The organism is Kribbella sp. NPDC050820, from assembly GCF_040653975.1.
Classification (GTDB): domain Bacteria; phylum Actinomycetota; class Actinomycetes; order Propionibacteriales; family Kribbellaceae; genus Kribbella.
Genome location: NZ_JBFAHB010000004.1, coordinates 55,614 through 69,933, shown reverse-complemented (window position 1 = coordinate 69,933; position 14,320 = coordinate 55,614). Strand labels below are relative to the sequence as shown.

At 70.3% G+C, this 14,320-nt stretch carries 9 protein-coding genes; 6 read left to right on the top strand and 3 right to left on the bottom strand.

The annotated features are described in order from the left end of the window. Positions 1-41: 41 nt before the first annotated feature. Together AB0H36_RS05665 and AB0H36_RS05660 are read right to left on the bottom strand one after the other, a co-directional pair. Positions 42-698 (bottom strand): response regulator transcription factor, encoded by a 657-nt coding sequence (locus tag AB0H36_RS05665; RefSeq protein WP_360517053.1) that lies wholly within the window; start codon positions 696-698, stop codon positions 42-44. Continuing rightward, positions 695-1,834: a histidine kinase gene (locus AB0H36_RS05660; RefSeq protein WP_360517050.1), complete on the bottom strand. Its 1,140-nt coding sequence runs from the start codon at positions 1,832-1,834 to the stop codon at positions 695-697. The genes AB0H36_RS05665 and AB0H36_RS05660 overlap by 4 nt, the downstream gene beginning before the upstream one ends. A 168-nt stretch (positions 1,835-2,002) precedes the next feature. On the opposite strand from AB0H36_RS05660, the gene AB0H36_RS05655 reads away from it, so the two are divergent. Beyond that, entirely contained in the window at positions 2,003-4,180 is a 2,178-nt protein-coding gene (locus AB0H36_RS05655; protein WP_360517047.1) for an MMPL family transporter, read from the top strand. A gap of 34 nt (positions 4,181-4,214) precedes the next feature. Here the strand turns inward: AB0H36_RS05655 and AB0H36_RS05650 are convergent, their stop codons facing one another. Next, positions 4,215-5,300 (bottom strand): DUF2157 domain-containing protein, encoded by a 1,086-nt coding sequence (locus AB0H36_RS05650; RefSeq protein WP_360517044.1) that lies wholly within the window; start codon positions 5,298-5,300, stop codon positions 4,215-4,217. A 180-nt stretch (positions 5,301-5,480) separates the two neighbouring features. On the opposite strand from AB0H36_RS05650, the gene AB0H36_RS05645 reads away from it, so the two are divergent. The 5 genes from AB0H36_RS05645 to fdhF are packed head-to-tail and all read left to right on the top strand — an operon-like array spanning position 5,481 to position 14,247. Further along, a complete protein-coding gene (locus AB0H36_RS05645; RefSeq protein ID WP_360517041.1) occupies positions 5,481-6,356 on the top strand; it encodes a universal stress protein in 876 nt (291 codons plus the stop codon). 11 nt (positions 6,357-6,367) lie between these two features. Next, positions 6,368-7,246: a universal stress protein gene (locus AB0H36_RS05640; protein ID WP_360517038.1), complete on the top strand. Its 879-nt coding sequence runs from the start codon at positions 6,368-6,370 to the stop codon at positions 7,244-7,246. Further along, positions 7,243-9,918, top strand: coding sequence for a cation-translocating P-type ATPase (locus tag AB0H36_RS05635; RefSeq protein WP_360517035.1), 2,676 nt, complete (start codon positions 7,243-7,245; stop codon positions 9,916-9,918). Before AB0H36_RS05640 ends, AB0H36_RS05635 begins: the two co-directional genes overlap by 4 nt. Beyond that, a complete protein-coding gene (locus tag AB0H36_RS05630) occupies positions 9,863-11,545 on the top strand; it encodes an NAD(P)H-dependent oxidoreductase subunit E (protein WP_360517032.1) in 1,683 nt (560 codons plus the stop codon). Before AB0H36_RS05635 ends, AB0H36_RS05630 begins: the two co-directional genes overlap by 56 nt. After that, entirely contained in the window at positions 11,542-14,247 is a 2,706-nt protein-coding gene (gene fdhF, locus AB0H36_RS05625) for a formate dehydrogenase subunit alpha (protein WP_360517029.1), read from the top strand. Before AB0H36_RS05630 ends, fdhF begins: the two co-directional genes overlap by 4 nt. The last annotated feature ends 73 nt before the right edge of the window (positions 14,248-14,320 follow it).

Genomic DNA, 14,320 nt, shown 5'->3' with positions numbered 1-14,320 from the left:
CGGAGCAAGTCAATTCACCTGACGTGCACCAGCTGCCTGGTTCAGCGGCTGACGCGGCCGGTCTCGTAGGCCCACATGACGATCTCGACGCGGTTCCTGGCGTCGAGCTTGGTCATGATGCCGGCGATGTGCGTCTTGACGGTGCTGAGGCTGACATGGAGCTCGGCGGCGATCTCGGCGTTCGTCCGGCCCTGCGCCACAGTCAGCAGGACTTGCTCCTCGCGATCCGTGAGAGGTTCGACCGGCTGGACCAGCCGCCGACCGCCTCGTACGTCGGAGAAGGCGGCAAGCAGCCGGGCGGTGATGTTCGGGGCAATGAGCGCATCGCCGTCAGCGGCAGCATGAATCGCCTGGATCAAGAGCGCTGGCCCGGAGTCCTTGAGCAGGAATCCTCTGGCCCCGGCCTTGAGCGCTCCGTGCACGTACTCGTCGAGATCGAAGGTGGTGATCACCACGATCGCGAGCGGGTCGTCGACACCTGCGCCGGCGAGCTCGCGGGTCGCCGCGATGCCGTCCATACCGGGCATCCGGACGTCGAACAGGCAGACATCGGGTCGCAGCCGGCGGGCGAGGGTCACTGCCTCATGACCGTCCGCCGCCTGACCGACCACCTCGATATCGGGCTGGGCGTCGAGGATCATCGTGAGCCCGGTGCGGATCAGGTCCTGGTCGTCGGCGACCAGCACGCGGATGGTCATCGGGCCGCCTTGGGCAGGGTCGCCTCGACGGTCCAGCCGCCTTCCTGACCAGGCCCCGCCACGAGGAAGCCACCGAGAAGCATCGCCCGTTCGCTCATCCCGACCAGGCCGTAGCCCAACGGATTGCGTGCCGTCGCACCGCCGTCCCCGTCGTCGGAGACCGTCAGCCGCACGCAGTCCGCGTCGCCGATCACGCGTACGTCGATCCGGGTGGCGTGCCGCGCGTGGCGTACGGCGTTCGTGACCGACTCCTGGGCGATGCGATAGATCGCCGTACCGATCGGGGATCCGAGGTTGTCGAGGTCACCGGACAGGTCGAGCTCGACCCGCGGCGAGCCGACGCTGAGAGCCAGTCGCTCCAGGTCGGCGACCCCCGGTTGCGGCATCAGCGCACCGGCCCCGTCGCCGCGCAGACTCCCGACCATGACGCGCATCTCCGCGAGAGTACGCGACGCCTCCTCCTCGATCACGGCGAGCGCGTCCAGCGCGGCGTCGGGACGAGCAGCGCCGACGACTTGGCCGGCTTGCGCCCGGATGGCGATGGCCGAGACGTGGTGAGCGACCGTGTCGTGGAGCTCGCGGGCCAACTGTTCGCGTTCGCGCAGCCGCACCTGGTCCAGTTCACGCAGCCGCGACGTCGACCAGTAACGGACCGCCGTACCGAGCGTGGCCGGAAACATCAGGACCAGGCTGCCGACGATGGAATCGACAACCCCGGTGAAGTTTCCGGCCAGACCCAGCACCAACGTGACGAGGATGATCGCCAGCCCGATCCCGATCTCGCGTCCGGATCCCCACCGAAGCAGTGCGTACGGCAGCAGCAGTAGACACGCCATCGTGTTCAAGCCGACCGGGCTGCCGGTGGTGACCAGGCTCGCGACGTCGGCGACGATCACAGCGCCGAAGGCCCCGGCCACCACGGCCAGCGGATGCGTACGGCGCCACAGGAGAGACGTGATGACACCGAGCGCCAGCACGAGCGCGACAGGCCTCCAAACCAACGCATCGCGCAGTAGACCTTCGAGAATCGCCGTCGGAATCAGCACCAGCAGCAGCGCCCAGTCCCGCCACACCCGCTCGGGTGCCCCGGGTGCCCGCGGCTCCGCCCAGAGCGCGCGTACGGCGTTGGTCAGCATGTCCTCAGGGTAGAGATTCCCGGCGTACGGCGGATCAGCCCAAAGTACGGCGCGTCGGTCGGCCGATCGGGCTACCGAACTCCGCCCGTTCGCCTGAGGCGACGCCGCCGGCGTCTTCGCCACGCTATGACCACATCGGTCGCACCGCGCTGGAGGGGATCAGAGATGATGTCGAACTCGCTGTACCGGTTGGGACGGTTCGCCGCCCGACGGGCCTGGACAGTCATCGGACTGTGGCTTGCCGTGTCCGTGCTAGTTGTCATTGCCTCGGGCGCCTTCGGCCAGAAGCTCGAGGACTCCTTCGGCGCACCGGGGACCGACTCACAGCAGGCAACGGACCTGCTGACGGCCGCGGGTGCCGATCAGGCCGGCCTCACCGCCCAACTCGTCGTCACGCCGCTGGATGACCAGACGACCTTCTTCGACTCAGCCGAGGCGCGCGCAGCCCTCGCCCAGATCCGATCGGCGGCCTCCGAGCTGCCGAACGTGCTGGAGACGAGCGATCCCACCGCCACGCCAACGGCAGCCCCGGGAGTCATGTCACCCGACGGTCGGGTCGCCATCCTTCGGCTGCAGTATCCGGTGCTCGAACAACTGGACAAGTCGGACCTCGACAGACTGAAAGCGTTCGCTGCGCAGGAGCACCCACTCCGGGTCGAGGCAGGTGGCGACCTCTTCTTCGCCTTCGAAGAACCCGCTAGCGGACTCGGCGAAGCCATCGGGCTGCTCGCCGCGGTTGCCGTACTCCTGCTCGCCTTCGGATCGGTCATCGCGATGGGACTTCCCATCGGTATGGCGCTCTTCGGCCTGGCGCTCGGCGTCAGCTCGATGGCCCTGGTCGCCCACCTGATCGACATCCCGAGCTGGGCACCCGTGCTCGGCAGCATGATCGGCATCGGAGTCGGGATCGACTACGCGCTGATCCTCGTCACCCGGCACCGTGAACACCTCGCGCAGGGGATGCCCGTCGACGAGGCGGCCGGGCGGGCCGTCGCCACAGCCGGCCGGGCCGTCGTGCTCGCCGGCGGCACGGTCGTCCTCGCGATCCTCGGGCTCGCCGTCGCCGGCGTTCCGTTCATCACTGCCGGCGGCCTGGCCGTCTCGCTCATCGTGCTGACCATGGTGCTCGTCTCGATCACCCTGCTCCCCGCGTTCCTCGGCCTTGCCGGGCAGTGGATCAACCGTCTGGGGCTGCGGCGCAAACGTCGCTCCGCCGGGCCGGGTTGGCAGCGGTGGGCCGAGCATGTGGCGAGGAACGCCGTCGCGTACGTCGTCGGCGCCACCGTCCTGCTCCTCGCACTCGCTGCACCGCTGCTGGCTCTCCGCGTCGGCACCCCCGACGACGGCGCCCTCCCGGAAAACCGCACCCAACGCCAGGCCTACGACCTGGTCGCCGCGGGCTTCGGGCCCGGCATCAACGGGCCGCTGGTCATCGCCGTCGACATCTCGAAAGACCCAACCGTGATCCAGCCCCTCGTCGACGCCGTCAACGCCGACCACGGCATAGCCGACGTCGCACCTGCCCTGGTGAACGCCGAGGCCGGAGTCGCCACCGTGGTCTCCTTCCCGGCCACCGGACCGCAAGACGACGAAACCGTCCGCACCATCGAGCGTCTGCGCACCGACGTGCTCCCGGCCGCGATCGGCGGGCGCCCCGCCACGGCTCACGTCGGTGGTCAGACTGCGACCCTGGCGGACGTCGCCAACCGGGTCGAGGATCGCCTGCCATGGTTCATCGGCGCGGTGATCGTGCTCTCCATCCTGCTCCTGACAGTCGTCTTCCGGTCGGTCGTCGTACCGCTCAAAGCGGCCCTGATGAACCTGCTGAGCATCGGAGCCTCGTTCGGCGTGATGGTGATGGTGTTCCAGTGGGGCTGGGGCGCCGAGCTGATCGGACTGGAGGCGACGGTGCCGATCCTCCCATTCATTCCGCTGTTCATGTTCGCGATCCTGTTCGGGCTGTCGATGGACTACGAGGTGTTCCTGTTGTCCAGGGTGCGGGAGGAGTACGTGAACACCGGCGACAACGACACCGCCGTCGTCCGCGGCCTCGCGGCCACCGGACGGGTCATCACGGCGGCCGCGCTGATCATGATCTCGGTCTTCCTGAGCTTCGTCATCAACGACGATCCGAGCATCAAGATGTTCGGCCTCGGCCTGGCCACCGCCGTCTTCATCGACGCGACCATCGTGCGCCTCATCCTGGTCCCCGCCTCCATGAAGCTTCTCGGCAAAGCCAACTGGTGGCTCCCCACCTGGCTCGCCCGCCTGCTACCGGCAGCGCACGAGTCCCACACCTCCCGCCCGCCCGAACCAAGTCGGACCGACGACCACGCGCTCGTCTGACCCCTGTCGTAGCTGGAGGGAGGTGGGAGTCGTGTCAGGTGGTGCCGAGCAGGATCAGGAGGGCGGTGACCGTGAGGGCTACGCCGGCGCTTGCGGTCCACGCGACCTGCCGTGGGATCACGCCGTACTGGCGGTGCGCGCTGCCGCCAGTCGCCGGATGTCCGTCGCGACGACGGGCGATCCAGATCGCGACGGCGACCAGCAGGCCGCCGGCGCCAAGCAGCGCGATCGCAGCAGCAAGTTCACCGGGGAACCACTCGTTGACCGCGATCGGCAGGAACTGCACGGCACCCCAGCCTCCGAGTGCCAGCACGAGCAGATCCCGTGCCAGTACTGCGAGCGAGACCAGCGCAGCCGCTGTGACCAGAGCCAGCACGAGCCCGCCGTCGGCAGGCATCGTCATGCCGGCGCCGATGATCAGGCTGATCCCGCCGAACAGGAGTGCGCTCCAGCGCGGCCGTACGACGCCTCCCCAGCCGAGCAGGAACCAGATCGCGCCGACGCCCCACACTGCCAGCCCGGGAAGCTCGTCCTCAGCAGCGTTCAACTGGGCGGCCGCGGCGCCTGCCGTGCCGGCCAGCCCCGCGACCAGGACTGCCTGCTGCAGGCTCGTGGGCAGCCGCCACCACAGCAGCGCGGCGAGGGCCGTCGAGCCCGCGAAGACCAGCAGTGCAAGGTCCTCGTCCTGCCACTCGAGCACCTCGTTGCCGAGCAGGCCGAGGAAGCCGGCCGTGGACACCGTGGCACCGAGCCACAGGACAGCATGCATCCGCAGACCGGCCGGCCCAAGACGCTTGGGTACGGCGAACCCGGCCAGCAACAGCGTGACCGCTGCCGCGCCGACGACGAGCAGGTGACCGGCAGTCGAGAGGTCGTTCCAGTACTGAGAGGCGAGCAGCAACGACGCCACCACGATCAGCACACTGCCGAGGTATCCGAGCGCTTCGACCGCGAGGGAGGTCTCGTGGTGTTCCCGGGGCGCGGCCGGAGACAGCGGACGCGACGGCCCGAGGTCGGCTCGCATCCGGTCAGCTTGGGCGGGCGTGATCACGCCGGCTGCGACCCATCGATCGAGCAAGGCCGGCAGGTCGGCCGGACCGACGACCACGTCCTTCCCCATACCATCACCATCGCTCCGCCCGGCGCTGTTGCCCAGAGTCCAAAGTCACCTCGGTGCCGGGTCGCACGACGGCAGCCGCCATACCTCACGGATGCCACGCCCTTGCGGGACCTTTGGCCCTGACCGTGCGGGGGCTTCCCAGGCGACAGTCGACGTACCAGGTCATTCCGAGGAGGAACGATGTCGTCACAGGCCGCCCCGATCGTTGCCGGGTACGACGGTTCGCAAGCAAGCCGGACCGCGTTGCACTGGGCCGCCGCCGAGGCTGACCGACTGCGCGCCCGCCTGCGTGTCGTCGAGGTTTTCGAACTCATCGTCGCGCTTCGCGCCACGCCCAGCACCGTGGTCCCGCTCGCTGCACTTCGAACCGCACGGGAGCACGGTCTCACTGCGCTGGCCGACGCCCTGCGTGCTCAGCATCCCGGGCTCGAGGTGGATACCGTGCTGGTCGAGGGCACCCCCGCCGAGGCGCTCACGGAGGAGACCGCACACGCCCGGATGCTGGTTCTCGGTTCTCGCGGGCTCGGCGGGTGGAGCGGGCTGCTGGTCGGCTCGGTCGCAGTACAGGTCAGCGCGCACGCACGGTGCCCCGTGGTCGTCGTACCGGCCGATCTACGTCCCCGCGCGCACGAGAAGGTGACCGTCGTCGTCGGTGTCGACGGCTCCAAGACGTCTGCGAAGGCCATCGATTTCGCCTTCGACCAGGCGGAGGCGATCGGAGCCACGGTCGTCGCCGTCAACGCCTGGTCCAACCCGTTCCTGACCCACGTGGACGGGCATTCGATGCTGCAGTTCGACGACGAGGCAGTGCAGGAGTCTGCCCGTCTCCTTGTCGCAGAGTCGATCGCGGGCGCCCGCGAGGATCACCCGGACGTGGAGTGTGAGACCCGGCTGACGAACGGCCATCCAGCCCAGGCGATCCTGCTCGCGGCCGAGTCTGCACAACTCGCGGTGGTCGGCTCCCGCGGCCGCGGCGGCTTCACGGGCCTGCTGCTCGGTTCCGTCAGCCAGGGCGTCCTGCAGCACGCCCACTGTCCGGTCGCCATCGTGCGGTGAGGTGATTCGGGATGTCCATCAAGTCTCCACCGGCCCTCGTCGTCGGGATCGACGGTTCCCGCGACGGGCTGATCGCACTCGCCTGGGCGGTCCGGTACGCCGGGCGGCGTGGGCTGACTCTGCGTGCCGTCCATGTCGTCGACGACGATCGCCCGTCGCCGCCGGCACCACCGGCCGCATACGACGACGGCTCCGGCGAGATCGAGGAGGCCGCCGCCGAACTGACTCGGCTCGGCTTCCGCGACGCCACCGGCGAAGTGCGGCATGGTCATCCGGCGACCACACTCCTGGAGCTCGCGAGCGAGAGCGGCAGCGTGCTGGTGATCGGCCGGCGCGGCCTGGGTGGGTTCGCGGAGCTGGTCATCGGGTCGACGTCGCAGGTCTGTGCGGCGCTGTCGACCGGAACGCTGGTCGTCGTACCCGACGAGTGGGATCCCGAGGCGAGCCCGAAGGGCCGGGTGGTGGTCGGCGTCGACGGCTCGGCCGACTGTCAGGCCGCTCTGGGTTTCGCCTTCGACACAGCAGCCCTCGAGGAAGCCGAGCTCGAGGCCGTCCACGCCGCCAACGTGCCGGAAAGCTATCCGCCGCCGGATCTGTGGATGGACCCCGAGCAGCAGCCGTGGATCCCACACGCCAAGATCCTTGTCGCCGAGTCCCTCGCCGGCTGGCGGGAGAAGTACCCTGGCGTCGACGTCCGGACCCGCTGCACGGGCGAGCATCCTGTCCGGGCCCTGGCCGCCGAGTCCGCCGAGGCGGATCTCGTCGTGGTCGGTGGGCGGGGACGCACCCAGTTCAGCCCACTGCTGCTGGGATCAGTGGCCCGCGGCCTGCTGCACCACAGCAAGTGCCCGGTGGCAGTGGTACACCACGAAACCCGCGTGGCTGCATGAGCGTTGAAGTTTCGCCGCCCCGCGGGTTGACCGATGCCGAGGCCACACGCGCTCTGGCCGGTCACGGGCCAAACGCCATCGCCGCGCCCAAGCCTGTCCCGGTACGCAGCCGCATCCTGGCGCAGCTGCGCGATCCGATGATCCTGTTGCTGATCGCCGCCGCAGTACTCACCGCGTGTCTGCACGACCTGACGGATCTCACCGTGATCCTCATGGTGATCGTGCTCAACACCACGGTCGGTGTGATCCAGGAACTTCGCGCGGAGCATGCGCTAGCCGCTCTGCACAGCCTTGCGGCACCCCACGCGACCGTGGTTCGCAGCGGCCGGACGACGGTGATCCCGGCCGCGGACGTCGTTCCCGGCGACCTGGTCGTCCTGGACGCCGGCGACATCGTGCCTGCCGACCTCAAGCTGTCCAGTGCAGTTCGGCTACAGGCCGACGAATCCGCGCTGACCGGTGAATCAGTCCCGGTCGAGAAGGACCACGAGGACGAGGCGTTCGCCGGCACGGTCATCACCCGAGGCCGTGGCTCAGGCACGGTGTCCCGGACCGGGCCGGACAGCGCGCTGGGCAGGATCGCCGGCCTGCTCGCATCGCAGCGGCCACGCCCGACTCCCCTGCAGAACCGCCTCACGGCGCTCAGCCGGATCCTCAGCCTGGTCGCGCTGGTCCTGTCCGGCATCGTCGCCGTCGCCGGCCTGCTCAGAGGACTGCCGCCGGCCGAGATGGTGGTGACCGCGGTCAGCCTCACGGTCGCCGCCGTACCGGAATCGCTGCCCGCGGTGGTCACCCTCGCCCTGGCCATCGGCGCCCATCGAATGGCTCGGCGCTCGGCCCTCGTCCGCCGGCTCCCCGCCGTCGAGACACTCGGATCGGTCACCATGGTCGCCGCGGACAAGACCGGAACGTTGACCGAGAATGTCATGCTCGCCGAGCGGCTGTGGACCGAGCACGGCGAGTTCATTGCCGGCGGCAATGGTTACGCCCCCGACGGCGAGCTGTCGCCGCTCGGCGAGGCCCAGCCGCCGGACCGGCTGCTGCGCGACCTCGCCCTCTGCAACGACGCCGACCTGCGCCCGCCGGCAGCCGGCCAACCCGAGTGGCTGCCGCTCGGCGATCCGACCGAAGCCGCACTGCTCGTCCTCGCCCACCGAGGTGGCGCCGATCCGGCCGGGCTGCGCGCGACATACCCGCGCATCGCCGAGATCCCGTTCGACAGCACCCGCAAGCGGATGACGACCTTCCACCCGCTGCCCGACGGCTCCGGCGTACTCGCGGTCGGCAAGGGAGCACCCGAGGTCATCCTCGAACCCTCCGTCACGTCGTACGGCGATCTCGCAGCGGCCGGCGCTGTCGCAGCGGAACTCGCGGCCGACGGCTACCGGGTTCTCGCCGTCGCGGACCGGGTGCTGCCGCCGGGCGCGGAGCGATCCGAGAACGGACTGCGGCTGGCCGGTCTGGTCGCGATCACCGATCCCGTCCGCCACAACGCCGCCGAGGTGGCCGATTCCTTCGGTCAGGCCGGTGTCGGGCTGCTGCTGATCACCGGCGACGCGCCCGGGACCGCGCAGGCGGTGGCCGGCCGCATCGGCCTGCACACCGACCAGGTGGTCACGGGCGCCGACATCGATGCCGGCGCGGATCCGGCCGGCGGCCGGGTGTACGCCCGGATCCGCCCGGAGCAGAAGCTCGACATCGTCCGCGCCTGGCAGGACGCCGGCCACGTGGTCGCGATGACCGGCGACGGCGTCAACGACGCACCCGCACTGCGGCGTGCCGACATCGGCGTTGCCATGGGCAAAGAAGGCACCGAGGTCGCCCGGCAGGCGGCGGACCTGATTCTCACCGACGACGACCTCGGCACGGTCGCGGCCGCGATCGAGGAGGGCCGGCGGATCTACGCGAACGTGCGCACGTTCCTGCGGTACGCGCTCAGTGGCGGGCTCGCCGAAGTACTCGTGATGCTGATCGGTCCACTGCTCGGGTTGGCCACGCCGCTGGTACCGGCCCAGATCCTGTGGATCAACCTGCTCACCCACGGCCTGCCCGGTGTCGCGATCGGAGCGGAGCCGGCCGACCCGCGGGCGATGCGCCGTGGACCGCGCTCTCCGGGCGAACAGGTCCTGGGCGCCGGTCTGTGGCAGCGCATCGCCTGGACCGGAACGCTGATCGCAGCTGTCAGCCTCGCCGCTGCCCTCTGGGCCCGATCGACCGGAGCCCCCTGGCAATCCATGACCTACCTCGTCCTCGGACTGGCCCAACTCGGCGTCGCGATCGCACTGCGGCGGCCTCGCCCCCGCGGCGAACCCCGGCTGCGCTTCCTCGACGTCGCCGTCGCCGGAGCGCTCGTCGCCCAGGTCGCCCCACTGTTGCTGCCGCCCCTGCGCGACCTGCTGAGTCTGCAGCCGCTGTCAATGACCCAGTTCGCGGTGTCCCTCGCCTTCGCAGTACTGCCTGGCCTGGTGGTCGCTCTACTCCGCCTCCGACGTCGGCCTGAACCCAACTGCGGCGATCAGGGCCATCCGGTCCACCTGGACCAGGCCCTTCTGCCCTGTCCCGATCGCCATCCGGCGCGGTCTGCTGGGAGACGGTGCACAACGAAGGAGTACGGCGATGAGCGATTGGACGGCGGACGCACTACGCCGGTACGCAGACAGATTCGGCCGTGACCTCGGATCGGTCCGGGCGGAACTGCTGACCGGCGACACCGCTCCTGCTGTACCGGGTCCTCCGTCGCCGGGAGCTGCCGGGGGCCTCGCGCGGGACCACAGCCTTCCGGCCGCTGCCGGGACCGGGCCTGCCACGTTCTTCGCCGACTTCACCGCACCACACGGCCGACGGCACGTCCGTGCCTGCGGTGCCGCCGCTTGCATGGCGGCCAGCGGCGGTGGCCATCTCCAGCAGATCGCGGATGCGCTCGGTGTGCCGATGGACACCTGCAGCGCCGACGGCGCAGTGTCACTCCAAGAGGTGCGTTGCCTCGGATACTGCTACGCCGGACCTGCCGCTCTCGCAGGGGACACTGCCTACGCCGGTTCGGATCTCCCTGCGCAGCTCACCGGGAAGCACCCGCCGCAGGATCCCCCGATCCCCGTCCACGCGCACAGCCGGAAGGCCGTCGTGACAGCTGGTCTCGTCGCCGGCGACGCCAGTTGGTCGGTGTGGCCCGAGGTCGTCCGGCGCGACGATCCCGCCGAGGTCCTGGCCGCGGTCGGCACCGCCGGGCTGCGTGGGCGCGGCGGCGCGGGCTTCCCGACCGCGCGCAAGTGGGCCGCGGCGCGGACCCATCCTGGACCGCGCGTGGTGGTGGCCAACGGCGACGAAGGCGACCCGGGTTCGTACGTCGACCGGCTGCTGATGGAACGCGATCCGGACCGGCTCCTCGAAGGGCTCGCGCTGGCCTGCTTCGCGGTGCAGGCCGAAGAGGCGGTGATCTTCGTCCGGGCCGAGTACCCGCGCGCCCGGGAACGACTTCGGACCGCGATCCGGCGCGCGTACGCGGACGGTCACTTCGGGCACCGGGTGCACGGCAGCAAGCAGTCCCTCGACGTACGGGTCGAGCCTGGTGCCGGATCGTATGTGTCCGGCGAGGAGACGGCCCTGCTCAACGCGCTCGAAGGTCTGCGCGGGGTCGTCCGGCCGCGACCGCCGTACCCCGTGGAGCACGGCCTCGGCGGCCGGCCGACGGTGGTGAACAACGTCGAGACCCTTGCCGCCGTCCCCTGGATCGTCAGGCACGGCGGCGCGAGCTATGCCGCCCTCGGCACCGCCGGGGAAAACGGAACCGTGGTGGTGAGCCTGTCGGAGCGATTCGCCCGGCCGGGAGCCTACGAGGTGGAGATCGGCACCTCGGTCCGCCGGCTCGTCGAGGAACTCGGCGGTGGTCTCCGCGACGACGCCGTACTGCGGTCGATCCAGATCGGTGGCCCGCTGGGTGGATTCCTCGCTGCTGACGACCTCGACCTGCCGCTCAGCGACGCTGCCCTGTCGACGCGCGGTGCGGCCCTCGGCCACGCGGGGATCGTCGCCTTCGACGACCGCCTGACCGGTGAGGAGATCCTGCGGCATGTCTGGCGGTTCGCAGCGGCCGAGAGTTGCGGCGCCTGCTCACCCTGCCGCGTCGGCACCCGACGCGGCCTCAGGCTGTCTCACCTGGCGCCGTCGGCGGAGGTGGTGAACGCGCGCGATCAGGTCCTCCGCACCATGGCGACCGGCAGCCTTTGTGCCTTCGGGCGGCGAGTCCCGGTCGCAGTCCGCAGCCTCGCTCGCGTCTACGGAATCGAGGGCCGGCCATGATCCAGGTCTTCATCGACGGCCAGCCCGTCGCGGTTCGTCCCGATGCCACCGTGCTCGACGCGGTCCGGGCCGCCGGCCGGAGCGTTCCGGCGCTCTGCCACGACGATCGCCTGACGCCGGCCGCCTCCTGCCGGACGTGCCTGGTCGATGCAGACGGCAACGGTCCGGTCGCGGCCTGCACGACGCCGGTCCGGGACGGACTCCGGATCGGTCTCGCCACCGGCGAGCAGTGGCGCCGGGACGCGCTCGCGACCATCGTCGCCGGGCTCCCGGCACGGGCTCTCGACGTCCCCGCCGACCGCAGCGAGCTCGTCCGGCGTTGCCACGAGCTCGGCGTCACGGGCGAGCCCCTGGCGTTGCCGGCCGAGTCTCGCGGAGTCGACCATTCACATCCGTACGTCAAGCTCGATCGCGATCTCTGCATTGCCTGCGGCCGGTGCGTCCGTGCTTGTGCCGAGATCCAGGGCTCGTTCGCCATCACGCTCACCGGACGCGGCCCGGACACAGTCGTCGCCCCCGGCACCGGCGGACTCTGGTCCGACTCGGACTGCGTCAGCTGCGGTGCCTGCGTCGACACTTGTCCCACCGGAGCGCTGTCCGAGCCGGGGCTGCTCGCCCCCCGGCCGATCGAGCAGTGGACCCGCACCACGTGTGGGTACTGCGGCGTCGGATGCACCCTGGACGTGGCCACCCGCGACCGCGAGATCGTCACCGTCCGGCCGGTCGTCGACGGGACGGTGAACCGTGGCCACGCCTGTGTGAAAGGCCGGTTCGCGCACAGCTTCGTCAGTTCACCGGATCGGTTGCGCTCACCACTGGTACGACGCAACGGCGAACTGGTCCCCGCGTCCTGGGAGGAAGCGTTCGACATCGTCGCCGGACGACTGCGAGGGCTCGCCGCCCCCGACCGGTTCGCGGTCATCTCCTCCGCGCGGGCCACGAACGAGGAGAACTACCTGATCCAGAAGTTCGCCCGGGTGGCCATCGGCACGAACAACGTCGACAACTGCGCGCGACTGTGCCACGCCCCGTCTGCGGCCGGCCTGGCGACCACGTTCGGACTCGGCGGCGGGACCAACGCCTTCGACGACCTCGACCGCTGCGACGCGATCCTGCTCGCCGGCGCCAACCCGACCGACGCCCACCCGGTCGTCGGCGCCCGTATCCTGCAGCGGGTCATCGACGGGGCCCGGCTGGTCGTGATCGATCCCCGCCGTACCGAGCCCGCCAGGCACGCCGACGTGCATCTCCAGGCCCGGCCGGGGACGAACGTTGCCGTCTTCAACGGTCTGGCCCACGTCCTGATCCGGGACGGCCTCGTCGACAGGGGATTCCTGTGCAACCGCGCGACCGGGTACGACGAGTTGCAGGACCTGGTCGGCGACTACACACCCGACCGGGTCTGCGACATCAGCGGCGTCGCCGTCGACGACCTGGTCGCGGCGGCCCACCTGTACGGCGAGGCCGCCGTACCGGCGATCTTCTACGGGCTCGGCGTCACCGAGCACCTGCACGGCACGGACGGCGTACGGACGCTCGCGAACCTGGCGATCCTCCGCGGCGCCGTCGGAACCGCCCGCGGCGGTGGGGTGAATCCGCTGCGTGGACAGAACAACGTGCAGGGCGCCTGCGACATGGGCGCGCTGCCCGATCTGCTGCCCGGCTACCAGAAGGTCGGCGATCAGCAGGCCCGGGCCCGGTTCGAGTCGGCGTGGCGGGCACCGCTGCCGACGACCCGCGGGCTGCGCATCCCGCAGATGTTCGAGGCAGCGCGCGCCGGGCGGCTGGAGGTGCTGTGGGTCGTCGGCGAGGACGTGATGTCCACAGACCCGGACACCGCTGCCGTTCGGGCCGCTCTCGAGGCGTGCCCGTTGGTCGTCTGCAACGACTTGTTCCTGTCGGCCACCGCACAGGCCGCGGACGTGGTGTTCCCGGTCGCGTCCTGGCTGGAGAAGGACGGTACGTTCGTGAACTTCGACCGCCGGTTCCAGCGCGTCCGGCCGGTACTCGACCCACCTTCCGGAGTGCGCCCGGACCTGGACGTCTTCCTGGAGATCGCGACCAGGCTCGGTGTCGATCTCGGCTGTACCACGCCGGCGGAAGCGCTCGACGAGTGCAACTCGCTCGCGCCACTGTTCGGCGGCGTCTCCCATCGGCGGCTCGACGCGGGCGCCGTACTGCACTGGCCTTGTCCGTCCGGTGACGACTCCGGCAGCCCGACGCTCTACCTCGAGGAGTTCGCGACCCGGGATCAGCGGGCACGCCTGGCCGCGAAGCCTTACCTGCCGCCTGGCGCCGAGCCGGATGCCGGTTTCCCGTACCTTCTGGTCACCGGACGGCGTGCGGAGCACTACAACTCGGGTGAGATGACGCGGCGCACTCCGAATCTTTCGCTCCGGGACGGCGAACACCTCGACATCGAACCGTTCGACGCGGCCTCGCTCGGCCTGCACGAGGGCGAGTCCGTCGAGATCACCAGCCGGTACGGCAGCACCGCGCTTCCCGTCCACCTGACCGACGACGTCGCGCCCGGCCAGGTGTTCTGCGCGTTCCACTTCCCGGCTGCCGGCATCAACGACCTCACCTCCCCCGTCGGCGACGAGATCACCGACTGTCCGGAGTACAAGCTGACCGCGGTCCGGCTCCGTCGAGCCGAGGACCTTGCCCGGACAGGCCTTTGGTCCCGTCGGAACGGGACATAACCGCCCTGCCCCAGCCGTGGCAATCGCTGTGTGCTGACAAGAGGAGGACCTGTCACACGCAGGAGGGCGGTCG

Excerpts from the sequence above, each read along its gene's own strand:
- AB0H36_RS05665 (WP_360517053.1), bottom strand. The coding sequence starts at position 698 with ATGACCATCCGCGTGCTGGTCGCCGACGACCAGGACCTGATCCGCACC.
- AB0H36_RS05660 (WP_360517050.1), bottom strand. The coding sequence starts at position 1,834 with ATGCTGACCAACGCCGTACGCGCGCTCTGGGCGGAGCCGCGGGCACCC.
- AB0H36_RS05655 (WP_360517047.1), top strand. The coding sequence starts at position 2,003 with ATGTCGAACTCGCTGTACCGGTTGGGACGGTTCGCCGCCCGACGGGCC.
- AB0H36_RS05650 (WP_360517044.1), bottom strand. The coding sequence starts at position 5,300 with ATGGGGAAGGACGTGGTCGTCGGTCCGGCCGACCTGCCGGCCTTGCTC.
- AB0H36_RS05645 (WP_360517041.1), top strand. The coding sequence starts at position 5,481 with ATGTCGTCACAGGCCGCCCCGATCGTTGCCGGGTACGACGGTTCGCAA.
- AB0H36_RS05640 (WP_360517038.1), top strand. The coding sequence starts at position 6,368 with ATGTCCATCAAGTCTCCACCGGCCCTCGTCGTCGGGATCGACGGTTCC.
- AB0H36_RS05635 (WP_360517035.1), top strand. The coding sequence starts at position 7,243 with ATGAGCGTTGAAGTTTCGCCGCCCCGCGGGTTGACCGATGCCGAGGCC.
- AB0H36_RS05630 (WP_360517032.1), top strand. The coding sequence starts at position 9,863 with ATGAGCGATTGGACGGCGGACGCACTACGCCGGTACGCAGACAGATTC.
- fdhF (WP_360517029.1), top strand. The coding sequence starts at position 11,542 with ATGATCCAGGTCTTCATCGACGGCCAGCCCGTCGCGGTTCGTCCCGAT.